At 73.1% G+C, this 20,495-nt stretch carries 22 protein-coding genes and 5 tRNA genes; 8 read left to right on the top strand and 19 right to left on the bottom strand.

The genetic code is table 11. The features are described from left to right. Nucleotides 1-56: 56 nt before the first annotated feature. The 9 genes from ruvA to pgsA all read right to left on the bottom strand — a co-directional run bounded on the left by ruvA (nucleotide 57) and on the right by pgsA (nucleotide 7,441). Nucleotides 57-680: a Holliday junction branch migration protein RuvA gene (gene ruvA / locus HCJ92_RS01385; RefSeq protein WP_167931498.1), complete on the bottom strand. Its 624-nt coding sequence runs from the start codon at nucleotides 678-680 to the stop codon at nucleotides 57-59. Further along, on the bottom strand, nucleotides 677-1,225 hold the full coding sequence (gene ruvC / locus HCJ92_RS01380; protein WP_167931497.1) for a crossover junction endodeoxyribonuclease RuvC: 549 nt from the start codon (nucleotides 1,223-1,225) through the stop codon (nucleotides 677-679). Before ruvC ends, ruvA begins: the two co-directional genes overlap by 4 nt. A gap of 182 nt (nucleotides 1,226-1,407) precedes the next feature. Continuing rightward, entirely contained in the window at nucleotides 1,408-2,160 is a 753-nt protein-coding gene (locus HCJ92_RS01375) for a YebC/PmpR family DNA-binding transcriptional regulator (RefSeq protein WP_167931496.1), read from the bottom strand. A gap of 44 nt (nucleotides 2,161-2,204) precedes the next feature. Beyond that, entirely contained in the window at nucleotides 2,205-2,864 is a 660-nt protein-coding gene (gene pdxT / locus HCJ92_RS01370) for a pyridoxal 5'-phosphate synthase glutaminase subunit PdxT (RefSeq protein WP_167931495.1), read from the bottom strand. A 123-nt stretch (nucleotides 2,865-2,987) separates the two neighbouring features. Next, complete coding sequence (pdxS, locus tag HCJ92_RS01365; RefSeq protein ID WP_167931494.1) at nucleotides 2,988-3,917, bottom strand: pyridoxal 5'-phosphate synthase lyase subunit PdxS; 930 nt, start codon at nucleotides 3,915-3,917, stop codon at nucleotides 2,988-2,990. Between the two features lie 170 nt (nucleotides 3,918-4,087). Then, nucleotides 4,088-4,651, bottom strand: coding sequence for a hypothetical protein (locus HCJ92_RS01360; protein ID WP_167931493.1), 564 nt, complete (start codon nucleotides 4,649-4,651; stop codon nucleotides 4,088-4,090). Between the two features lie 11 nt (nucleotides 4,652-4,662). Further along, the gene (locus HCJ92_RS01355; RefSeq protein WP_167931492.1) at nucleotides 4,663-5,814 is read right to left on the bottom strand and encodes a glycosyltransferase; all 1,152 of its coding nucleotides are present in this window, start codon (nucleotides 5,812-5,814) and stop codon (nucleotides 4,663-4,665) included. Then, nucleotides 5,811-6,710, bottom strand: coding sequence for a phosphatidylinositol mannoside acyltransferase (locus tag HCJ92_RS01350; RefSeq protein ID WP_167931491.1), 900 nt, complete (start codon nucleotides 6,708-6,710; stop codon nucleotides 5,811-5,813). The genes HCJ92_RS01355 and HCJ92_RS01350 overlap by 4 nt, the downstream gene beginning before the upstream one ends. Further along, nucleotides 6,707-7,441 (bottom strand): phosphatidylinositol phosphate synthase, encoded by a 735-nt coding sequence (gene pgsA / locus HCJ92_RS01345; protein WP_167931490.1) that lies wholly within the window; start codon nucleotides 7,439-7,441, stop codon nucleotides 6,707-6,709. Before pgsA ends, HCJ92_RS01350 begins: the two co-directional genes overlap by 4 nt. A gap of 354 nt (nucleotides 7,442-7,795) precedes the next feature. Between pgsA and HCJ92_RS01340 the strand changes: the two genes are divergently transcribed. Beyond that, nucleotides 7,796-9,478: a hypothetical protein gene (locus HCJ92_RS01340; RefSeq protein WP_167931489.1), complete on the top strand. Its 1,683-nt coding sequence runs from the start codon at nucleotides 7,796-7,798 to the stop codon at nucleotides 9,476-9,478. 115 nt (nucleotides 9,479-9,593) lie between these two features. Here the strand turns inward: HCJ92_RS01340 and HCJ92_RS01335 are convergent, their stop codons facing one another. The 4 genes from HCJ92_RS01335 to HCJ92_RS01320 all read right to left on the bottom strand — a co-directional run bounded on the left by HCJ92_RS01335 (nucleotide 9,594) and on the right by HCJ92_RS01320 (nucleotide 12,690). Continuing rightward, on the bottom strand, nucleotides 9,594-10,151 hold the full coding sequence (locus HCJ92_RS01335; protein ID WP_167931488.1) for an HIT family protein: 558 nt from the start codon (nucleotides 10,149-10,151) through the stop codon (nucleotides 9,594-9,596). Nucleotides 10,152-10,208: 57 nt separating this feature from the next. After that, nucleotides 10,209-12,188: a threonine--tRNA ligase gene (thrS, locus tag HCJ92_RS01330; RefSeq protein ID WP_167931487.1), complete on the bottom strand. Its 1,980-nt coding sequence runs from the start codon at nucleotides 12,186-12,188 to the stop codon at nucleotides 10,209-10,211. A gap of 176 nt (nucleotides 12,189-12,364) precedes the next feature. Continuing rightward, a tRNA-Val gene (locus HCJ92_RS01325) sits at nucleotides 12,365-12,436 on the bottom strand. A gap of 182 nt (nucleotides 12,437-12,618) precedes the next feature. Next, a tRNA-Val gene (locus HCJ92_RS01320) sits at nucleotides 12,619-12,690 on the bottom strand. Between the two features lie 263 nt (nucleotides 12,691-12,953). Between HCJ92_RS01320 and HCJ92_RS01315 the strand changes: the two genes are divergently transcribed. Further along, a complete protein-coding gene (locus HCJ92_RS01315; RefSeq protein WP_167931486.1) occupies nucleotides 12,954-13,367 on the top strand; it encodes an SsgA family sporulation/cell division regulator in 414 nt (137 codons plus the stop codon). A 156-nt stretch (nucleotides 13,368-13,523) separates the two neighbouring features. Continuing rightward, complete coding sequence (locus tag HCJ92_RS01310; protein ID WP_167931485.1) at nucleotides 13,524-14,093, top strand: CGNR zinc finger domain-containing protein; 570 nt, start codon at nucleotides 13,524-13,526, stop codon at nucleotides 14,091-14,093. A 59-nt stretch (nucleotides 14,094-14,152) separates the two neighbouring features. Here HCJ92_RS01310 and HCJ92_RS01305 read toward each other — a convergent pair whose 3' ends face one another. Together HCJ92_RS01305 and HCJ92_RS01300 are read right to left on the bottom strand one after the other, a co-directional pair. Then, the gene (locus HCJ92_RS01305; protein WP_167931478.1) at nucleotides 14,153-14,344 is read right to left on the bottom strand and encodes a hypothetical protein; all 192 of its coding nucleotides are present in this window, start codon (nucleotides 14,342-14,344) and stop codon (nucleotides 14,153-14,155) included. A gap of 68 nt (nucleotides 14,345-14,412) precedes the next feature. Beyond that, nucleotides 14,413-14,853, bottom strand: a complete 441-nt coding sequence (locus tag HCJ92_RS01300; RefSeq protein WP_167931484.1) for a hypothetical protein — start codon at nucleotides 14,851-14,853, stop codon at nucleotides 14,413-14,415. A gap of 151 nt (nucleotides 14,854-15,004) precedes the next feature. Here HCJ92_RS01300 and HCJ92_RS01295 point away from each other — a divergent pair, with 151 nt between their 5' ends. Next, nucleotides 15,005-15,514: a DsbA family protein gene (locus tag HCJ92_RS01295; protein ID WP_167931483.1), complete on the top strand. Its 510-nt coding sequence runs from the start codon at nucleotides 15,005-15,007 to the stop codon at nucleotides 15,512-15,514. Here the strand turns inward: HCJ92_RS01295 and HCJ92_RS01290 are convergent. The 3 genes from HCJ92_RS01290 to HCJ92_RS01280 all read right to left on the bottom strand — a co-directional run bounded on the left by HCJ92_RS01290 (nucleotide 15,498) and on the right by HCJ92_RS01280 (nucleotide 18,415). Further along, the gene (locus HCJ92_RS01290; protein WP_167931482.1) at nucleotides 15,498-16,349 is read right to left on the bottom strand and encodes a GNAT family N-acetyltransferase; all 852 of its coding nucleotides are present in this window, start codon (nucleotides 16,347-16,349) and stop codon (nucleotides 15,498-15,500) included. The genes HCJ92_RS01295 and HCJ92_RS01290 overlap by 17 nt on opposite strands. A gap of 77 nt (nucleotides 16,350-16,426) precedes the next feature. After that, entirely contained in the window at nucleotides 16,427-17,251 is an 825-nt protein-coding gene (locus HCJ92_RS01285) for an aminotransferase class IV (RefSeq protein WP_167931481.1), read from the bottom strand. 147 nt (nucleotides 17,252-17,398) lie between these two features. Continuing rightward, nucleotides 17,399-18,415, bottom strand: coding sequence for a chorismate-binding protein (locus HCJ92_RS01280; protein ID WP_167931480.1), 1,017 nt, complete (start codon nucleotides 18,413-18,415; stop codon nucleotides 17,399-17,401). 145 nt (nucleotides 18,416-18,560) lie between these two features. Between HCJ92_RS01280 and HCJ92_RS01275 the strand changes: the two genes are divergently transcribed. The 3 genes from HCJ92_RS01275 to HCJ92_RS01265 all read left to right on the top strand — a co-directional run bounded on the left by HCJ92_RS01275 (nucleotide 18,561) and on the right by HCJ92_RS01265 (nucleotide 18,801). Continuing rightward, nucleotides 18,561-18,633: transfer RNA gene (locus tag HCJ92_RS01275), tRNA-Gly, on the top strand. 21 nt (nucleotides 18,634-18,654) lie between these two features. Then, nucleotides 18,655-18,725, top strand: a tRNA-Cys gene (locus HCJ92_RS01270). A gap of 1 nt (nucleotide 18,726) precedes the next feature. Next, a tRNA-Val gene (locus tag HCJ92_RS01265) sits at nucleotides 18,727-18,801 on the top strand. Between the two features lie 226 nt (nucleotides 18,802-19,027). Here the strand turns inward: HCJ92_RS01265 and HCJ92_RS01260 are convergent. After that, complete coding sequence (locus tag HCJ92_RS01260) at nucleotides 19,028-19,222, bottom strand: hypothetical protein (RefSeq protein ID WP_167931479.1); 195 nt, start codon at nucleotides 19,220-19,222, stop codon at nucleotides 19,028-19,030. A 357-nt stretch (nucleotides 19,223-19,579) separates the two neighbouring features. Here HCJ92_RS01260 and HCJ92_RS01255 point away from each other — a divergent pair. Next, nucleotides 19,580-20,495 (top strand): serine/threonine-protein kinase (locus tag HCJ92_RS01255; protein WP_245240462.1); only part of this gene is annotated, 916 nt, incomplete at its 3' end.

Raw genomic sequence — 20,495 nt, 5'->3', positions numbered from 1 at the left:
CGGGGAGGGGCTCGGGCCCGGGCTGGTGGTACCGGTCGGCGGGTTCGGCCGCCCGGTCAGCGGGGACGGCCCAGCGACTGCAGGGCGGCGCGGAGCAGCGCGCCGGTCTCCGGCGTCCTGCCCTCGGCCTGCTCGGCCTCCGCGCGGGGGGTGACGGAGACGACCGCTTCCTCCGCCTCCCGCGGGGCGTAGCCCAGACCGACGAGCGCACCGTGCAACTGGTCCTGCCAGGGCGACGGGCCGCGGGCGGCAGCCGGGGCGCGGACAGGGCCGCCGGTGGGCGCGCCGAGCCGGTCCTTGAGCTCCAGCAGGAGTTTCTGCGCGCCCTTCTTGCCGATGCCGGGGACGGCGGTGAGCGCCTTCTCGTCGCCGGTGGCGACGGCGGCGCGCAGGACGTCCGGGGTGTGGACCGCGAGCATCGCCTGGGCGAGCCGGGGTCCGACGCCGCTGGCGGTCTGGAGGAGTTCGAAGGTCTGCCGCTCGTCGTCGTCGACGAAGCCGTAGAGCGTCAGCGACTCCTCGCGCACGACGAGCGAGGTCGCGAGGCGGGCGGCCTCGCCGGCACGCAGGGTGGCGAGGGTCCCCGGTCCGCACTGGACGCTCACGCCGAACCCGCCGACCTCGATGACGGCCGCGTCGGGCGTGAGGGCGGCGACGGTGCCCTGGATGGAGGCGATCATGGACGGGCGCCCTTCGGGAGACGGGATGCGGCGGTGCGCGACCGGAGGCTCTCGCGGGCGAGGCGCTGCTGGGCGGGCGCACGCCAGATGTGGCAGATCGCGAGGGCGAGGGCGTCGGCGGCGTCGGCGGGCCGGGGCAGCTCGGTGAGGCGCAGCAGCCGGGTCACCATCGCGCCGACCTGCGCCTTCTCGGCGCGACCGCTGCCGGTGACGGCGGCCTTGACCTCGCTCGGGGTGTGCAGCGCGACCGGGAGGTCGCGGCGGGCGGCGCAGAGCATCGCCACGGCGCTGGCCTGGGCCGTACCCATGACGGAGCGGACGTTGTGCTGGCTGAAGACCCGTTCCACGGCGACGCGTTCGGGCCGGTGGGTGTCCAACCACTCCTCCAGGCCGACCTCCAGGAGACGGAGCCGCTCCGGGACCTCCGCCTCGACGGGCGTGCGGAGCGTTCCGACCGCGACCATCCGCAGCGGACGACCGGCCTCGCCCTCCACGACTCCGACCCCGCACCTGGTCAGCCCGGGATCGACCCCCAGAACTCGCAACGCGCCTCCTCGTCTCCGCACTTCGAGCAGGCTACCGGCCGCCACCGACAGCGCGGGCCAGCGGCCCGCCCGTGTCCCGCCCGGGGCGGGGCGTCCCGCCCCGGAACGCGCGGACGGGCGGCCCCCGACGCCTGTGAGGGCGCCGGGCGTGCCGCCCGTGGTCCGCGGATGACGCCTGCCGGTCAGGCCTCGACCTTCTCCATGACCTCGTCGGAGACGTCGAAGTTGGCGAAGACGTTCTGCACGTCGTCGCTGTCCTCCAGCGCGTCGACGAGCTTGAAGATCTTGCGCGCGCCGTCCTCGTCGAGCTCCACCTGCATGGTGGGGACGAAGTTCGCCTCGGCGGAGTCGTAGTCGATACCCGCCTCCTGCAGGGCGGTGCGCACCGCGACGAGGTCGCCGGCCTCACTGAGCACCTCGAAGGACTCACCGATGTCGTTGACCTCCTCGACGCCGGCTTCGAGGACCGCACCGAGGACCTCGTCCTCGCTCAGCCCGCTCTTGGGCACGATGACGACGCCCTTGCGGTTGAAGAGGTAGGAGACGGAACCGGGGTCGGCCATCGAGCCGCCGTTGCGGGTCATCGCGACCCGTACGTCGGAGGCGGCGCGGTTCCGGTTGTCGGTGAGGCACTCGATGAGGACGGCCACACCGTTGGGGCCGTAGCCCTCGTACATGATCGTCTCGTAGTCGGCGCCGCCGGCCTCGATCCCCGCGCCGCGCTTCACGGCGGAGTCGATGTTCTTGTTGGGCACCGAGCTCTTCTTCGCCTTCTGGATGGCGTCGAAGAGCGTCGGGTTACCGTCGGGGTCGGCCCCGCCGGTGCGCGCCGCGACCTCGATGTTCTTGATCAGCTTGGCGAAGAGCTTGCCGCGCTTGGCATCGATCACGGCCTTCTTGTGCTTTGTGGTTGCCCACTTAGAGTGGCCGGACACAGCCTCGCTCCTTCACAGTCACCAACAGTACCGGGACCGGAATCCTACCGCCCGGCCCCCGCGGCCTCGCCCGCGACGTCCGGCGCTCCGGTGGTGAGCGCCACCATGTCGGTGAAGAGCCGGTGCACCCGGGTGTCCCCGGTCAGCTCCGGGTGGAACGCCGTCGCCAGCAGCGGCCCCTGCCGCACGGCCACGGGGTGGCCCTCGTACCTCGCCAGCACCTCGGCGCCGTCGCCGACCGACTCGACCCAGGGAGCGCGGATGAAGACACCGTGCACCGGGCCGCCCTCGATCCCGGCGACCGGGAGGCTCGCCTCGAAGGACTCGTTCTGACGCCCGAAGGCGTTGCGCCGCACGACCATCTCGATGCCCCCCACCGTCTCCTGGCCGGATCGCGGGTCGAGGATGCCGTCGGCCAGCATGATCATCCCGGCGCAGGACCCGTAGACGGGCATCCCGGCACGCACGCGGGCGCGCAGCGGCTGCATGAGACCGAAGGCGACCGCGAGCTTGGAGATCGTGGTCGACTCCCCGCCGGGGATCACCAGACCGTCGACCGCGGCCAGCTCCTCGGGGCGGCGAACGGTGGTGGCCCGTGCGCCGACGGCGGTGAGCGCCGCCAGGTGCTCACGTACGTCGCCCTGGAGGGCGAGCACACCGACGGCGGGGCGGAGCGCGGCTTCGGTGGGGTTCGGGGTGGTCACGGCTGGCCTTTCGGGAACGGGTGCGGCGGGCGGGGCGTGCCGGGGCACGGCCCGCCCGCCGGGGTCGGTCGCGTGGGGACCGGTCGCGCCGCAGTCAGCAGGCGGTGCGACCGGGGGCCGGGGTCACCAGCCGCGGTCGGCGTACCGCTGGCTGTCGGGGAGGTCGTCGCAGTTGATCCCGACCATGGCCTCGCCCAGCGCCCGGGAGGCGTCGGCGATGACCTTGGGGTCGTCGTAGAAGGTGGTGGCCTTCACGATGGCGGCGGCGCGCTTGGCCGGGTCGCCGGACTTGAAGATGCCGGAGCCCACGAAGACGCCCTCGGCGCCGAGCTGGCGCATCAGCGCCGCGTCGGCGGGGGTGGCGACACCACCGGCGGAGAAGAGCACCACCGGGAGCTTGCCGAGCGCGGCGACCTCGGCGACCAGCTCGTAGGGGGCGCGCAGCTCCTTGGCGGCGGCGTAGAGCTCGTTGCGGTCGTAGCCGCGGAGGCGGGCGATCTCGCCGCGGATCTGCCGCATGTGGCGGACCGCCTCGACGACGTTGCCGGTGCCGGCCTCGCCCTTGGAGCGGATCATCGCCGCACCCTCGGCGATGCGGCGCAGCGCCTCGCCCAGGTTGGTGGCACCGCAGACGAAGGGGGTGGTGAAGGCGAACTTGTCGCTGTGGTTGACCTCGTCGGCCGGGGTGAGGACCTCGGACTCGTCGATGTAGTCGACACCGAGCGCCTGGAGGATCTGCGCCTCGACGAAGTGGCCGATCCGGGACTTGGCCATGACCGGGATCGAGACGGCCTCGATGATGCCCTCGATCATGTCCGGGTCGGACATACGGGCGACGCCGCCGTCCTTGCGGATGTCGGCGGGGACCCGCTCCAGCGCCATGACCGCGACCGCGCCGGCGTCCTCGGCGATCTTCGCCTGCTCCGGCGTGACCACGTCCATGATGACGCCACCCTTGAGCTGCTCGGCCATGCCGCGCTTGACCCGCGCGGTGCCGGTCTCGGCGGTGGTACCGGTAGTGGCGTCGGACGTGCTGGGGGGCGTGGTGGACACGAGGCGACCTCTCGTCGGTTGTCGGGTGCCGGTGGGGCCGCGACGTTCGCCCTCCTGGTGCCGGGCGTGCGGGCCGAACCGGTTCGTCACCGATGAAAGCGGACGGCGCGGTGGGCGGCAAAGGGCCAATCCCCGATCGGTGGACCGCAGCGCCGCGCCGTTGGCCCCCGTCAGGTGCCCCGGGTGGCTCCCGGGCCGGCGGCACGGGCGGCGAGTGCCGCGGGGGGCTCGTCGTCCATCTCGAACGCGAGCGGGAAGGCGGCGTGACCGGCGAGCCGGAACCAGCGGACCTTGCGGTGGCGGTGCAGGGCACGCGCCGCGCGCACCCCGTCGTTGTGGAACCTCCGCGCCATGGGGACGCGTCGCACCGCGGCGCCCAGCTCGCTCACGGCCTCCGCGCCGCCGGGTGCCTCGCGGACCGCGGTGACCTGGCCGGGCTCGCCGAAGACCGCGCGCAGCGCCTGGCTCAGCTCGCTCTCGGCGACCTCGCGGTGGTCCGGCTCCGCCTGCCTGGCGGCGTGCGCCGCCTGGTAGAGCACCATCGATGCGGCGGGGTCGAAGACCCCCGAGGTCGCCAGTTCCTGCGCGACGGAGGCGCGCCGCAGCAGTTGCGCGTCGAGCGCTGCCCTGGCGGCGTCGATGCGGGTGTGGAGCCGGTCGAGGCGGCCCGCGGTCCAGCTGAGGTAGACCCCCGTCAGGAGCAGTACGGCGCAGATGATGATCAGGGTCGTCACGAGGGGACAGGCTACCCGCGCGGGGTGGCGCGGTCGTCGGGGGCGACGGCCACCGCGCCCTCGGTGACGGTCTCGTAGACGGCGAGGATGTCCGCTCCCACGGTGCGCCAGTCGAAGCGCCGCACATGGGCGGTGGCGCTCTCCCGCAGGGCGTCCCGCCGCGCCGGGTCGCCCAGCAGCCGGACGGCCGCGCGCGCGAGCGCGGCGGCGTCCTCATTGGCGAACAGTTCGCCGGCGGCGCCCTGGTCGAGGACCTGGGCGAAGGCGTCGAGGTCGCTGGCGAGCACCGGGGCGCCGGCGGACATCGCCTCCACGAGGATGATCCCGAAGCTCTCACCACCGGTGTTGGGGGCGACGTAGAGGTCGACGGAGCGCAGGAACCGCGCCTTGTCCTCGTCGCTGACCATGCCGAGGAACTCCACGCGGTCGCGGAGCCCGGCGGGCAGCGAGGCCACCGCCTGGTCGGCGTCGCCGCGCCCGGCGACCAGCAGCCGGGTCCCGGGGCGCCGGGCCACGATCTCCGGGAGGGCCCGCATGAGGACGGGCAGCCCCTTGCGTGGTTCGTCGATCCGACCGACGAAGCCGATGGTCGGCGCGTCGGCGGTCCCGGTCCACTCCGGGTTGGTCTCGGCCCGGGCGAAGAAGTCGACGTCGACACCGTTGGGGATGACCACGGCGTCGCCTCCGAGGTGCTCCACGAGGGTGCGGCGGGCGTACTCGCTCACCGCGATGCGCGCGCTGATCTTCTCCAGCGCCGCCTGGAGCATGGAGTAGGCAGCGATCATCGCCCGCGACCGCGGGTTGGAGGTGTGGAAGGTGGCGACGATGGGCCCGCGCGCCGCCCAGCAGGTCAGCAGCGCCAGCGAGGGGGCGGCGGGTTCGTGGACGTGGAGGACGTCGAAGTCGCCGTCCAGGACCCAGCGCCGGACCCGCGCGGCGGAGAGCGGGCCGAAGTTGAGGCGGGCCACGGACCCGTTGTACGGCACGGGCACGGTGCGCCCGGCGGAGACGAGGTAGTCGGGCAGCCCCGCCTCGTCGTCCGCGGGGGCCAGCACGGAGACATCGTGGCCGAGGCGGATCAGGTGCTCGGCCAGATCCCTGACGTGGAACTGCACGCCGCCGGGGACGTCCCAGGCGTAGGGGCAGACGATGCCGATCCTCACGCGGTCCCTCCCCGGGCGAGGTCGCTCAGCCACAGTCGCTGGAGCATGTGCCAGTCCTCGGGGTGGCACGCGATGCCCGCGGCGAACTCGTCCGCGAGGCGCTGGGTCATCACCGCGCCGCGTTCGGCCCGGGTGCCGTCGGCCGGGACCTCGACGGGGTCGTGGACCTGGACCTGGAGCACCGGCGTGGTGTCGTGCCAGAGCGTCACGGGAAAGAGGACGGCGCCCGTCTGCTGGGCCAGCAGGGCGGGCCCGGCGGGCATCCGCGTCGCCTCCCCGAAGAAGTCGACCTCCACCCCCGAGGTCGAGAGGTCCCGGTCGGCCACGAGGGCGACCACGCCGCCGGCGCGGAGCCGGCGGGCGAGGGTCCCGAAGGCGGAGCCGCCGGTGTGCGGCAGCACCTCCATGCCCAGGCCCTCGCGGTAGGCGACGAACCGGTCGTAGAGGCTCTCCGGCCGCAGGCGCTCGGCGACCGTGGTGAAGGGAAGGTCCTGCGCTGTCGCGAGCCAGGCCCCGGCCAGGTCCCAGTTGCCCATGTGGGGCAGCGCGAGGATGACGCCGCGGCCCTCTGCGGCGGTGCCGGTGACCCGCTCGATCCCGTGGACGTGCACCCCGGCCCGGACCCGGTCCTCCGGCCATACCGGCAGCCGGAAGGACTCCATCCAGTAGCGGAGGTAGGAGCGCATGCCGGCCCGGGAGAGTTCGCGGATCTCCTCGGCGGTCGAACCGGGGCGCACCCGTGCCAGGTTGGCCTCCAGCTGCCGTACCCCCCGACCGCGGCGGTGCCACGCGGCGTCGGCGGTGGCGCGGCCGAGGGCCACGGCGGCGGGCTCGGGGAGCCGCTTCACGGTGGCCCAGCCGAGGCCGTAGACGGTGTCCGCCAGCTGCTCCCTCATCGGTCCTCACCGCCGTTGCCCTGCGCGTCCTCGGTCGTGCCGGCGGTGCGGCCGTTCCCGGGGGCGGCTGCCTCCAGTCGGGCGGCCTCCGCGGCGTCGGCGAGGTCGGCCTCGGCGGACTCCCGCCGTACGGTCACGACCCGCTGGACGAGCGTGACCAGGCTGCCGACGCCGACGACCCAGAGCGCCACCGGCAGCAGCACCTGGATGTGCGGGACACCGAAAAGGGTGAACCCCGAAAGACCGGTGAGGACGAGGGTGATGACCAGCCGTTCCGAGCGTTCGACCAGCCCGTTGACGCGCACCGGCAGCCCGATCGACTCGCCGCGCGCCTTGGTGTACGAGACCACCTGGCCGGAGGCGAGGCAGAACATGGCCAGACCGCACAGCAGCAGGTCGTCGCCGCGACCGGCGTACCACAGCGCGAGTCCGGCGAAGATCGCCGAGTCGGCGAGCCGGTCGAGCGTGGAGTCGAGGAAGGCGCCCCAGCGGCTGGAACGGCCCAGCTGCCGGGCCATGTTGCCGTCGATCATGTCGGAGAACACGAAGAGGGTGATGACGATCGTGCCCCAGAAGAACTCACCGCGGGGGTAGAAGACCAGGGCTCCCGCCATCACACCGCCGGTGCCCACCAGGGAGACCACGTCGGGGCTGACGCGCAACCGGATCAGCAGCGCGGCGAGAGGGGTGAAGACACGCGTGAAGAAGGCACGCGCGTACTTGTTGAGCATGGTCTTCCCAACAGCTCGGGGCGGGCCGGGTGGTCGTTCGGCCACCGGCGGCCCCATCGTAGCCAGCGCACGGACGGGCGGGGGCGCCGGGCGCTCGCCGGGCGGGTGGTGGGGCGGGGGTGGCGGGCCGCTCCGGGGGGGCGGTGGGCGCCGCGGGAGGGAGCGGTACGGGGGCGGGTTCCGGACGGTTCCGGACGGGTTCGCGCGATCGGACCGGCACGGGGGCCTCCGCCGCTACCCTGGTCTGGTGCGGTGCCCGGCTCGATGGGGCCGACGGCCGACCCCCGCTCACGCAGGGGCCGTTGGGGCCGACCGGACGCGGACGTGAACCGATCCCGAGCTGGGGGTGTACCGATGGCGGGCCTGGAGGAGCTCAAACGCTCGGTGGGGGTGGACTTCGACTTCAGCCCCGGAGCGCAGGTGCCGTTGTCGGGCGCCGGCCACGGGCAGACCGCGGCGGGCTCCGCGCTGGCCGCCACGGCCTACCGCGACGGCGAGGCTAAGTCGATCAAGGACCCGAACGGCAAGGCCGCGGTCACCGATCCGAAGATCTCGCTGCTGGAGCCGAACCTGGGCGAGGCGTTCACCCGCGCGGTGGAGACGCGGATGCTCGCCTCCGACCGCAAGCCCCTCATCCAGTCCTTCGGCGTGGAGCCCCACACCGTGGTGGAGCACGCGATCGCGGCCAAGCGGATCCGGACCCAGCGCGACAACCGGCTGACCGTGATCATGCTGGTGTGCGGCGTCCTCTTCCTGCCCGGTGTCCTGGTGTGGCTGGGCCTGTTCCAGGCCCGTCGGACCCTCGCCGGCTCCAAGGACAAGCGCGCGGGTGCGATCGGGACGGCGGCGCTCGTCGCGCTCGCCGTCCTGGCGGTACTGCTGGTGGTCACCCTGCCGGTCGACGGCCTGCTCCAGCTGTACGTGTGGCTGGTGCTCCCGGCGCCGATCATCGGTTGGCTGTGGGCCAAGCGCATCAGTGAGCAGGCGGCGCAGAACCTGCGCGCCCACTGGGCGAACCTCGCGGGCGGTGGCGGCGCGGGGGCGAAGATCCCCGAGGCGGTGCCGCAGAACCCGAACGACGCGGAGGCGGAGCGGCTGCGGCTGGGGCTGGCGAAGATCGCCGCGGAGCAGGAGTCGAACGTCGCCTACTACGCGGGCCCCGAGGGCATCCTCGGCATGGGCGTGCGGTGGGGCAGCTGGCAGCTGGCGGAGGACCTCGTGCCGGCCGAGGCGGGCAAGGACATCGACCCGTTCCGCAGCTGGGACGTGGTGCGGGCCATGCAGGACCAGCTGCGCATGCTGGAGCGGACCCCGGTGCACACCGGTGGCTTCAAGGCGCCCCCGGAGATCAAGCACTGGGTCGTGCGCCACGTCGGCGAGGGGGCGGGCGCGGTGTCGCGGCCCGACGGCCCCAACGTCGAGGCGTACAGCATCAACGCCATCGAGGTGCAGCGGATCTGCAACGAGCAGCAGTTCGACAGCAACGACCGTCACTACCTCGGGGTGCAGTTCGTGCTCTGGGACGGCGGGCTGGTCATCACCATGCTCATCAGCGTGACGGTGCTGCACCGGACGCTGCGCATCGAGGTCAACGGCCACGCGCTGGGACCGACACACCCCTGGTTCTACGGCAAGCCGGCAGGTAAGAGCCGCAGTTACCGCAACCCGGTGAAGCCCTGGAAGAAGATCTCGCAGAGCCTCCCGCTGGTGGACGCCAAGGAGGCGGTGCGGCTGGCGGCGCGCGCACCGCTGGCACGGTTCAACCCGAAGAAGCTCGACGAGCTGGGCGGGAAGATGAGCCTGCCCGAGCCGTTCGGCGTCCGGCACGTCTGGGCCACCAAGCCCTGGCGGCACCGCTTCATGGCGGACGACGCGCTGCGGGTGGCGACGCCGGTGCTCCGGGTGGCCCACCAGGCGGCCATCAGGGTCCTGGCCGAGAACAACGTGGACGTCTCGCAGTTCAACGCGCGGGCCCAGGGTCTCAGCGGCGCGGTGCAGGCGGTCGAGCCGCGCAAGGCGGACGAGTACGGCATGTGAGGACGCCCGGTGGGGAGGGCCGGTGGCGGGCGGGAAGCGCCCACCGCCGCCGACACGTCCCCGTCCGCCGGGGACGTGTCGGCGGCGGGGCCGGGCACCGCCCGGCGTCGGCGGCTCAGGCCGGCCAGGCCGCGGCGATCGCGGCGCGGCTGTCGGCGAGCAGCTGCGGCAGCACCTTGGTCTGGCCCACCACCGGCATGAAGTTGGCGTCGCCGCCCCAGCGGGGGACGACGTGCTGGTGGAGGTGGGCCGCGATACCGGCACCCGCGACGTCGCCCTGGTTGAGTCCGATGTTGAACCCCTGCGGCCCGGCCGAGGCCCGGATCGCCCGCATCGCGCCTTTGGTGAACTCGGCCAGCTCGACGGTCTCCGGGCCGGTCAGGTCGGTGTAGTCGGCGACGTGGCGGTAGGGCACGGTGAGCAGGTGCCCGGAGTTGTAGGGGTAGAGGTTGAGGACGGCGTAGACGTGCTCGCCGCGCGCGACGACGAGACCCTCCTCGTCGCCCAGGCCGGGGATGGCGCAGAACGGGCAGCCGTCGCCCGCCCCCGGCCCGGTGGGCTTGCCCTCGCCCTGGATGTAGGCCATCCGATGGGGCGTCCAGAGGCGTTGGTAGGCGTCCGGTTCCCCGGCGCCGGTCTGCTGCTCGGGCTCACGCGTCATGCCGGCCAGCATAGGACGGGCGGCCGGCCGGGGACCGTTCGGGTCCCCGGCCGGCCGCCCGGGCCGGACTCAGATCTGGGCGCGGCTCCGGACGAGTTCGAGGAGCTCGGCCAGCGCCTCCTCCCGCGGCACCCCGTTGCGCTGGGTGCCGTCGCGGTACCGGAAAGAGACCGCGCCGGCGGCGACGTCCTCGTCGCCGGCGATGATCATGAGCGGGGTTTTCTGCTTCTGCGCGTTGCGGATCTTCTTCTGCATCCGGTCCGACGAGGCGTCGACCTCTACCCGCAACCCGCTCGCCTTCGCCTCGGCGGCGAACTCCTGCAGGTAGGGCACGTGGGCGTCGCCGATCGGGATGCCGGTGGCCTGTACGGGTGCCAGCCAGGGCGGGAAGACGCCCGCGTAGTGCTCCAGCAGGACCGCGAAGAACCGCTCGATCGAGCCGAAGAGCGCGCGGTGGATGACGACGGGGCGCTGCCGGCTGCCGTCGGCGGCGGTGTACTCCAGCTCGAACCGCTCGGGCATGTTGAAGTCCACCTGGATGGTGGACATCTGCCAGGTGCGGCCGATGGCGTCCTTGGCCTGGACGGAGATCTTCGGGCCGTAGAACGCGGCGCCGGCCGGGTCCATGACCAGCTCCAGTCCCTGCTTCTCCGCGGCCTGGCGCAGCGCGGCGGTGGACTCCTCCCAGACCTCGTCGGAGCCGACGAACTTTTCCGGGTCCTTGGTGGAGAGCTCCAGATAGAAGTCGTCGAGCCCGTAGTCCCGCAGCAGGTTGAGCACGAAGGTGAGGAGCGAGTCGAGCTCGTCCGCCATCTGCTCACGGGTGCAGTAGATGTGGGAGTCGTCCTGGGTGAAGCCCCGGGCCCGGGTCAGTCCGTGGACCACGCCGGACTTCTCGTAGCGGTACACGGTGCCGAACTCGAACAGGCGGAGCGGCAGTTCGCGGTAGGACCGGCCGCGCGCGTCGAAGATCAGGTGGTGCATCGGGCAGTTCATGGGCTTCAGGTAGTAGTCCTGTCCCCCGTCGAGCTGCATGGGCGGGTACATGCCGTCGGCGTACCAGTCGAGGTGGCCGGACTTCTCGAAGAGCGTGCCCTTGGTGGCGTGCGGGGTGTAGACGAACTCGTAGCCGGACTCCTCGTGGCGGCGGCGGGAGTAGTCCTCCATGACACGTCGGACGACGCCGCCGCGCGGGTGGAACACGGCCAGCCCGGAGCCGATCTCCTCGGGGATCGAGAAGAGGTCCAGCTCGGAGCCGAGCTTGCGGTGGTCGCGCTTCTCGGCCTCGGCGAGGAACTCCAGGTGGGCCTTGAGCTCCTCCCGGCTCGGCCAGGCAGTGCCGTAGATCCGCTGGAGCTGCGGGTTCTTCTCGCTGCCCCGCCAGTAGGCGGCGGCGGAACGCATCAGCTTGACCGCCGGGATCAGGCGGGTCGTGGGCAGGTGCGGACCGCGGCAGAGGTCCTTCCAGCACAGCTCGCCGGTCTTGGGGTCGATGTTGTCGTAGATCGTCAGCTCGCCGGCGCCCACCTCGGCGGAAGCGCCCTCCGCGGCCTCGGCGGCGGACCCCTTGAGCCCGATCAGCTCCAGTTTGTAGGGCTCGGCGGCCAGTTCCTCACGTGCCTCGTCGTCGCCGACGACCCGCCGCTCGAAGCGCTGACCGCGCTTGATGATCTCCTGCATCTTCTTCTCGACGCGCTTGAGATCCTCGGGGTGGAACGGGTTCTCGACGTCGAAGTCGTAGTAGAAGCCGTCCCGGATGGGCGGGCCGATGCCGAGGCGGGCGGCGGGGAAGAGCTCCTGGACGGCCTGGGCCATGACGTGGGCGGCGGAGTGCCGCAGGATGTCGAGACCGTCGGGCGAACCGATCTCGACGGGCTCCACCTCGTCGCCGTCGCCCAGCTCGTGAGCCAGGTCGCGCAGCTCACCGCCGACGCGTGCGGCGACGATCGAGCGCTCGCCTTCGAACAGGGCGGCTGCGGTAGTGCCCGTGGTCACCACACGCTCTTCCCGCTCGGAATCGCGATGGATGGTCACACGGACGTCCGACACCGGTCTCTCCTCAACACAGGTCCAGCCGCTGCGGCGGTCGCCGCAGCCGCGTGAATCGTACCGAGGGCGGTGGTCACGGGGCGAAACGATTCCCGGGCCGGGCCCGGACCCCCGGAACGCGCCCCGTGAACACGCGAAAGCCGGTCCGTCTGCGGACGGACCGGCTTTCGCAGGGGTGGGCGATACTGGGTTCGAACCAGTGACCTCTTCGGTGTGAACGAAGCGCTCTTCCGCTGAGCTAATCGCCCTTCGCGTCGGTGCCCTGCGGCACGTGAGAACCATACAGGTCGGTCACCGTCCGTCCAAACCCGCGCCGACCGCGGGCTCCTGTCGCACCGGAGGAGCCGCCGGACACGCTCTGCCGACCGGGCGGAACCCCGGAAACACCGAGGGGCCGGAGCGTGATGCCCCGACCCCTCGACCTGCACGGTGGGCGATACTGGGTTCGAACCAGTGACCTCTTCGGTGTGAACGAAGCGCTCTTCCACTGAGCTAATCGCCCGCTGCGGTGATCACAGACTACCCCACCCCCCGCACCCCTCCCCCACCCCTCCCGGGCACTCGCTTCACCCTCAAGAGACCTCATTCGAACATCTGTGGCAATCACTCGCCCGGGGGAGCCGTGACGCCACAGACTGCGCCATTCGAATGACTTCAAACCTCGCAAATGGCACAGAAGGGTTTACAACCCACCAGTACGTGGCACATCGATCTCGCCGACGTGCGAAGCCCCGAGCGCACACTGAGCGAAAGGCACTGGCGCCTATGAACACCACGGTCAGCTGCGAGCTGCACCTGCGCCTCGTCGTATCGAGCGAGTCGTCACTGCCCGTACCCGCAGGACTGCGGTATGACACCGGCGATCCGTACGCCGTGCATGCCACGTTCCACACCGGAGCGGAGGAGACCGTCGAATGGGTCTTCGCCCGCGATCTGCTGGCCGAGGGGCTCCACCGGCCCACCGGCACCGGTGACGTCCGGGTGTGGCCTTCGCGCAGCCACGGTCAGGGGGTGGTCTGCATCGCCCTCAGCTCCCCCGAGGGCGAGGCGTTGCTGGAAGCTCCCGCCCGAGCTCTGGAGTCCTTCCTCAAGCGGACCGACGCGGCAGTGCCGCCCGGAACCGAACACCGCCACTTCGACCTCGACACCGAGCTCTCGCACATCCTCGCGGAGAGCTGAGGCCGTCGGCCCCGCCGTCCGAACTCGGGGCGACGGCGGGGCCGGGAAACGGCTCGCGCGTGCCGGGTACCGCCGCACCACCACGCGGCGGTACCCGGCACGCGCGTTAGAGTTTCCCGGTTACTCGCCGCGCCTCCGGACCGGGAGACCCACCAGGTGCTCATCAACCACGACACGCGGTGCGCGCTGGACCACGTGGTCGAGCTCCTCAACACCGCCCCCGCCACCGGGGAGGGCGAGCGCCTCACCGATGTCGCGGCCCTCCGGACGTTCGTCGGCACCCTGACCGTCAGCGGCATCGCGCCGGCGGACCTCACCGAGGCCGACCTCCAGGCCGTGCTGCGCACCCGGGAGCGCTTCGAACGCGTACTGGCCTCGGACTCCGGACGGGAGGTCGCCGGGCTCCTCAACGAGATGGTGGCCTCGGCCGGCACCACGCCGCAGCTGACCGACCACGACGGCTACGACTGGCACGTCCACTACTTCGCGCCCGGCGCCTCCCTCGCAGACCACCTGGCGGCCGACTGCGGCATGGCGCTGGGGTTCCTGCTGGTCGCCGGGGAGCTGGAGCGGCTGCGCCACTGCGAGGCGCCGGACTGCGGCCGGGCCTTCGTCGACCTCTCCCGCAACCGCTCGCGCCGCTACTGCGACAGCCGCACCTGCGGGAACCGGCTGCACGTCGCCGCGTACCGCGCGCGGCAGCGACGCGCGGACGCCGCTCGCTGAGCCGGCGGACCGGGCGGGGGCTCGGTCCGGGTTCGGCGCCCCGGCCCCACGGCACGTGCTCACAACAGGAACAGGTCGTGCACCGCCGCCACGGTCAGCAGAGTCCCGATCACCGCAAGGAAGATGATCAGCGGAAGCTGCGCCAGGGCGAAGAGGCAACCCCGGGGTTCCTCGGTGGCCCGCCGCCCGGGAAGGGGCGGCGGGCGGTCGGTCGTGAGGGGGGAGATCGCTCCCCGAGTTCTGTGCGCCATCTCCCGGCGATCATGGCGCAGACCGGACCCCCGCTGAGCCCAAAAGGCCCCCGCGGGCTGCTAATTCGTCAGATCCCGTGTTTTTTGAGGATCGCTTCGATGTCCGAGAAGTCCTCCGTCCCGGTGGCGCCTCCGGACTTCTTCGCAGGCGCCTCGCGACGGGGGGCGGCCGGGAGCTCCCCGCCGGCGCCCGCCACGGCCGGGACGGCCGCCGGGGCTTCGCCCGGCGTGGGGCCGGAGCCACCGTCGGGAACCCCCCTCGCGTCCAGGGCGCGCGCCACCATGAACAGCACCACCGCGAGCCCCACCGCGGCGACGCCCGCCCACGCGATCGGGTTGAAGGTCATGTTGAGGACGAACCTCACCACACCGGTCATGGCGAGACCCATCGGCAGCAGCGCCACCGATGCGGTGCGCAGCCCCGTCGCGTAGCGGCGGCGCCGGAAGGAGCGGTAGGCGAACCAGAGCCCCGCGGCGCTCAGCGTGCCGCAGACGGCGTAAATAAGCATCCCAAGCATGGTTCCATCCTGCCGCGCCGAGCCCCGATGGGCCATTGCCCGGCCGAATGTCAGGGACATTTCGGGGTGAGACGGCCCGCACCCCCGCCGCCGACGCCTCCCGGAGCACCGGCGCACCGCGCGCGGGAGGGAGAATACGGCCATGAACGATTCCCCCGGAGCCGCCGTCCTCGACGTGTGGTGCGACCTCCAGTGCCCCGACTGCCACCTCGCTCACGGTGACCTCATCGCGCTCCGCGAGCGGTTCGGCGACTCGCTGACCATCCGCCTGCGCCACTTCCCCCTCCCCCGCCATCAGCACGCACTGGCCGCCGCGCAGGCCGCGGAGGAGGCCTACGCCCAGGGCAGAGGCGACGACTTCGTCGCGGCGGTGCTGGCGCGCACCGAGGAGCTGGGAAAGCGGGGCCAGGCGACGCTGCTGACCGTGGCGGCCGAACTCGGACTCGACGCCGAGGAGATGGACACCGCGCTGATCGACGGCCGCCACATGCTGATGGTGGACGCGGACCAGGCCGAGGGTGCGGCCCTCGGCGTCACCGGGACGCCGACCTACCTCATCGACGGGCAGCGGCTCGACGGTGGCACGAGCCAGGAGGGGCTGCGGCAGCGGATCGCGGAGATCACCGAGTCCGTGCTCAGCCGATCCGCTTGACGGTGTTGACCGCGACCGTCCGGTAGCCGAGGGAGTCGTAGAGGCGCCGGGCCGGGGTGTTGTCGGCGAAGACGTGGAGGCCCAGCAGGCTGAGGCCGGCGGCGGCGCACACCCGCTCCGCCTCGACCATCAGGGCCCGGCCGAGCCCCTGGCCACGCCGCCCCTCCGAGACGTGCACCGAGTACACGTAGGAATCCGCGCCGTCGGGCAGCTCCCCGCCGTTGCGGACCCACAGGGCACCGGCACGGTCACCCCCGATCTCCAGCACCCGCAGGACCGTCCCCGGCGTCACCGGCCCCTCGGCGAGGAGCCGGGTGTACGCGCCGTCCGCCCGGCGGGCGGCGGCGGCTGCCGGGACACCGCGGTCGGTCCAGGCGCGGACGAAGTCCTCCCGCTCCGCGGCCAGCCAGTCCGGGTACTCGGCCGCCGTCATCTCCCGCAGCTCCGCCCCCTCCGGCAGGTCGGGCGCGGTCGCGCCCGGGGCGACCTCCTTGACCATGTTCCGGCTGCGCTCGACCAGCCCGAGCTGCTCGGCGAGGCCCGACGCGGCCTCTGCGCCGGCGTCGAGCCGCACCTCCAGGGTGCCGCAGCCCCAGCCACGCAGCACCTCCTCCGCCGCGAGGGCGGCGACGGTGCCGCGACCGCGGCGGCGGTCGGCGGGGTCCACGACGAGCTCGTGGATCCGGCCGATCGTGCCGGCCTCGGGGCCGGCGGGGTCGGCGGCCAGGTGGAGCCGTCCGGCGGGGCGGCCGTTGACCGAGATCGTGTAGCGGCGGGAGCGGACGCCCGCGGCGTCGCGCTCCTCGGGGCCGATGGGTCGCAGTGTGGTCGTCACCTCCGCATCCTCGCGCACGGCCTCGGCCGCGGACCAGCCCCCGCCGCGGATCGGGGTCCGGCGGGTGACCGGGCGCGTCAGGGGTCGATGTCGGCGGCGGACCGCTCGGCGAACACACGCATCGCCTCGGCGGTCACGGGCCCCGGGGCGCCCGGCAGGTCGCGGCCGTCGAGCCGGGCGACGGCCTGGACGTCCCGGGTCGTGGAGGTGAGGAAGACCTCCTCGGCACGTTCCAGCGCGTCCATCGGCAGCTCGGCCTCCTGTGCGCCGGTCCACTCCAGGACCAGCGCCCGGGTGACGCCGGCCAGCGCGCCCGAGGAGAGCGGCGGGGTCAGCGCCCGGCCGTCCATGACCACGAAGACGTTGGTGCCGGTGCCCTCGCACAGTGCGCCGGTGGTGTTGGGGAAGATCGCCTCGGTGGCGGCGCGGGCGCGCGCGGCGGCCAGGGCCACGACGTTCTCGCCGTAGGAGGTGGTCTTGAGTCCGCTGAGGGCGCCGCGTTCGTTCCGCGTCCACTGCACGGTGACGGCGGCGGTGGTGTCGGGGCGACGGGTGATGCCGAAGTGGGCGGCGAGGACGGTCGGGGTGACCTTCTCGTCGCGGTCGGACCCCATCGGCGCCCGCCCGCCGGTGTAGGTGAGGCGGAGCCGTCCCAGCGGGTGGGGCGTGGCGGCGACCGTCTCGTGGCAGGCGCGACGCAGTTCGTCGAGGTCGGGGGCGGGCAGACCGAGGCCTGCGGCGGACCGGGCGAGCCGGTCCAGGTGGCGGGTGAGGGCGAACGGCGCCCCGTCCACGGTCTTCACCGTCTCGAAGACGCCGTCGCCCACGGTGAGGCCGTGGTCGAAGACGGAGACGCCCGCCTCCTGCTCGGTCCGCAGCGTGCCGTTGAGCCAGATCCGCATGTGTGCCTCGCCTCGGGGATGTCGGTCGGCGGCCCCGCGCCCGGCCTGGACGGGCCGGGCGCGGGGCGCCGCGGCCTCCAGCGTAGGACGGACGTCCGGCACGCGCGCACGAGACGCCCGTGGCCCCGCCGGGCGGTCGCGGGCGGCTCAGCCGGCCGCGACGGTGAGGAGCCGGTCCGCCTTGAGTTCGGTCTCGCGCCACTCGTGGTCGGGGTCGGAGCCCCAGGTGATGCCGGCGCCGGTACCGAACCGCAGCAGGGGCGGGCCGTCGGCCGGTCGGTCGATCCAGAAGGTGCGGATCGCGACGGCCAGGGTGCCGGTGCCCCGGTCGGCGTCCACCCAGCCGATCCCGCCGCAGTACGGGCCGCGGGGTGCGGTCTCCAGGGCGTCGATGACGGCGAGGGCGCTGGACTTGGGCGCGCCCGTCACCGAACCGGGCGGGAAGGTGTGCTCCAGCAGCTCCGGCCAGCCGGCACCGGGGCTGAGGCGACCGCGCACGGTGGAGACGAGATGGACGAGCCCGGGGTGCTTCTCGGTGACGCACAGTTCGGGGACGGTGACGCTCCCCGGGACGCAGACCCGGCCGAGGTCGTTGCGGACGAGGTCCACGATCATCACGTTCTCGGCGTGGTCCTTGGGGAGCAGTTCGCCGGCGGTGGGCGCGGTGCCCTTGATCGGGCCGGACTCGACGGTGTCGCCGGCGCGCCGCAGGTACAACTCCGGTGAGGCGGTCGCGATCTCCACCCCGTGGCGCGGCAGCCGGACGGTGCCCGCGTGGGGTGCGGGGTTGCCGCGCGCCAGGTGGGCGGTGAGGGCGTCGATGTCGGCGTCGGGTTCCACCTCGGCGGTCAGGACACGGCAGAGGTTGGCCTGGTAGACCTCGCCGGCGGCTATGTGCTCACGGATGCGCCGCACCCCGGCGGTGTAGGCGGCGCGGTCGAGCGAGCTGCGCCAGCCGTCGGGAGCGGGGCCGTGCCAGCGGCCGGGTGACGGTACCGGCGCGGGTCGCACGTCGCCGAACCGCGCGCAGACCAGCCCGCCGTCGTACCGCGCGGCCACCGCCCACCAGCCGCTGGAGGACAGGGCACCCGGGTCGTCGGTCACGTCGCGGAGGTCGGTGGCGAGGAGGCCGCCGAAGCGGGCCATGGGGGCGATGTCGTGCACGCGAGCGAGTCTAGGACGGGGGTCCGCACGACGGCCCGTGGGCGGGTCCGCCGCACGTGGTGTGGGGAACCGGGTTTGAGCTGTCACCGGAATCGGATAGAGTTCACCACGTCGCCGGGAAGCGTGAGCGGACCGGAACGGCAATGCGGACGTAGCTCAGTTGGTAGAGCACCACCTTGCCAAGGTGGATGTCGCGAGTTCGAGTCTCGTCGTCCGCTCTCGAGGGGCCTGCCCCTCGTGGTGGAGTGGCCGAGAGGCGAGGCAACGGCCTGCAAAGCCGTCTACACGGGTTCAAATCCCGTCTCCACCTCGGACGATTAGCTCAGCGGGAGAGCGCTTCCCTGACACGGAAGAGGTCACTGGTTCAATCCCAGTATCGTCCACCACCGGCAGCGGCCGGGGAACCAACGGTTCCCCGGCCGCTGTGCTGTTCGCGCTGTGCCCGGGCGGTTCGCACCGCGTCCGCGGTGGGTGCAGGAGACCGGCGGGCGCCGAGCATGACGGTGGCCGGGGAACCGTTGGTTCCCCGGCCACCGTGCCGTCCGACACCCCCGTCCCCACGGGGCCGTCATCCGGTGCGAGCAGACCCGGCCGCTCTTCCGGGTCCGGGTGTCACCACCCGATCGCACCGGCCACGGACGACACCTGTGTCACGACCGCCTCCACGCCGCCGAACAGCACGGCGAGCGCGAGGGCGAACGGAAGCACCATGGCGAGCGCGACGAGGGGGTGGCGGCGGCCGTTCGCCTGGCCGTACTCCAGCGGCCGGTCCTTCACCGCTGCCGCCGACGGTGCCGCCTGGGCCATTCCCGCCACCTCCTGCTCGCCGCCTGGTCGGTCTCCCCGACGGTCCGACCGGGGCCGGGGCGTGGGGAGTTGTCACGTGGTCGCGGCGGGCGATCGGCCTCGGGGGGCGAGTACAACGGACCGCCCGCCGCTGGTTCCCACGTTATGGCGGAGGCGTCCCCGCCGTCGTCACCCCGCCGTACCGTCCCGGCGCCTCCGGGAGTATGACGACCGGGGTGCGGTGTCGTCCTGAAGGTGGACTCCCGCTCCCCCGTCTCAGGGTTGTCCCCCAAGGGCGCGTCGGGTGCGCGGCCTGTCGGCGGCGGGGGCCCTCAGTCCGTAAGCTGTCCGCGACAGTGCAACCGGCCGGCGACGGGGATGGACATGGCGATGATGCGGCTGCGACGCGAGGACCCGCGGGTCGTCGGCTCGTTCCGGCTGCACCGGCGCCTGGGGGCCGGCGGCATGGGCGTGGTCTACCTGGGCTCGGACCGGCGCGGTCAGCGGGTGGCGCTGAAGGTGATCCGTCCCGACCTCGCCGAGGACCCCGAGTTCCGGTCGCGGTTCGCGCGCGAGGTCTCGGCGGCCCGCCGCATCCGTGGTGGCTGCACCGCGCGGCTGGTCGCCGCGGATCTCGACGCGGCGAAGCCCTGGTTCGCGACCCAGTACGTGCCGGGCCCCTCCCTCCACGACCGGGTGGCTGCGGACGGCCCGTTGCCGGCGGCGGAGACCGCCGCGATCGGCGCCGCGCTGGCCGAGGGGCTGGTCGCGGTCCACGAGGCGGGGGTCGTCCACCGCGACCTGAAGCCCTCCAACATCCTGCTGTCGCCCAAGGGGCCGCGGATCATCGACTTCGGGATCGCCTGGGCGACGGGTGCCTCCACGCTGACGCACGTGGGCACCGCGGTGGGGTCGCCGGGCTTCCTCGCCCCCGAGCAGGTCCGCGGGGTGGCCGTCACCCCGGCGACCGACGTGTTCTCGCTGGGGGCGACGCTGGCGCACGCGGCGCTCGGCGAGTCGCCCTTCGGTGAGGGGAGTTCGGAGGTACTGCTCTACCGGGTGGTGCACGAGGAGGCGCAGCTGCGGGGCGTGCCGGCGGCCCTGGGCCCGCTGCTGCGCGCCTGCCTGGCCAAGCAGCCGGAGGAGCGTCCGACCACCCTGCAGCTCTCGATGCGGCTGAAGGAGATCGCCACGCGCGAAGCCCGGGGCGCCGGGCTGGGCATGCAACGGCAGGCCGCTGCCGTGGCGCCGCGGGAGACTCCGGCCTCGGCCGCGCCGCGCCGCTCCGCCGCCC

The organism is Streptomyces spiramenti (genome assembly GCF_012034385.1).
Lineage (GTDB): Bacteria > Actinomycetota > Actinomycetes > Streptomycetales > Streptomycetaceae > Streptomyces > Streptomyces spiramenti.
This window is presented reverse-complemented; position numbering and strand designations above follow the sequence as displayed.

Coding starts and splice junctions, on each gene's coding strand:
- HCJ92_RS01285 (WP_167931481.1), bottom strand. CDS start 17,251: ATGCGGATCTGGCTCAACGGCACGCTGCGGACCGAGCAGGAGGCGGGC.
- ruvA (WP_167931498.1), bottom strand. CDS start 680: ATGATCGCCTCCATCCAGGGCACCGTCGCCGCCCTCACGCCCGACGCG.
- HCJ92_RS01350 (WP_167931491.1), bottom strand. CDS start 6,710: ATGAGGGAGCAGCTGGCGGACACCGTCTACGGCCTCGGCTGGGCCACC.
- HCJ92_RS01260 (WP_167931479.1), bottom strand. CDS start 19,222: ATGGCCCAGGCGGCACCGTCGGCGGCAGCGGTGAAGGACCGGCCGCTG.
- pgsA (WP_167931490.1), bottom strand. CDS start 7,441: ATGCTCAACAAGTACGCGCGTGCCTTCTTCACGCGTGTCTTCACCCCT.
- HCJ92_RS01335 (WP_167931488.1), bottom strand. CDS start 10,151: ATGCTGGCCGGCATGACGCGTGAGCCCGAGCAGCAGACCGGCGCCGGG.
- HCJ92_RS01315 (WP_167931486.1), top strand. CDS start 12,954: ATGAACACCACGGTCAGCTGCGAGCTGCACCTGCGCCTCGTCGTATCG.
- HCJ92_RS01300 (WP_167931484.1), bottom strand. CDS start 14,853: ATGCTTATTTACGCCGTCTGCGGCACGCTGAGCGCCGCGGGGCTCTGG.
- HCJ92_RS01340 (WP_167931489.1), top strand. CDS start 7,796: ATGGCGGGCCTGGAGGAGCTCAAACGCTCGGTGGGGGTGGACTTCGAC.
- HCJ92_RS01295 (WP_167931483.1), top strand. CDS start 15,005: ATGAACGATTCCCCCGGAGCCGCCGTCCTCGACGTGTGGTGCGACCTC.
- HCJ92_RS01305 (WP_167931478.1), bottom strand. CDS start 14,344: ATGGCGCACAGAACTCGGGGAGCGATCTCCCCCCTCACGACCGACCGC.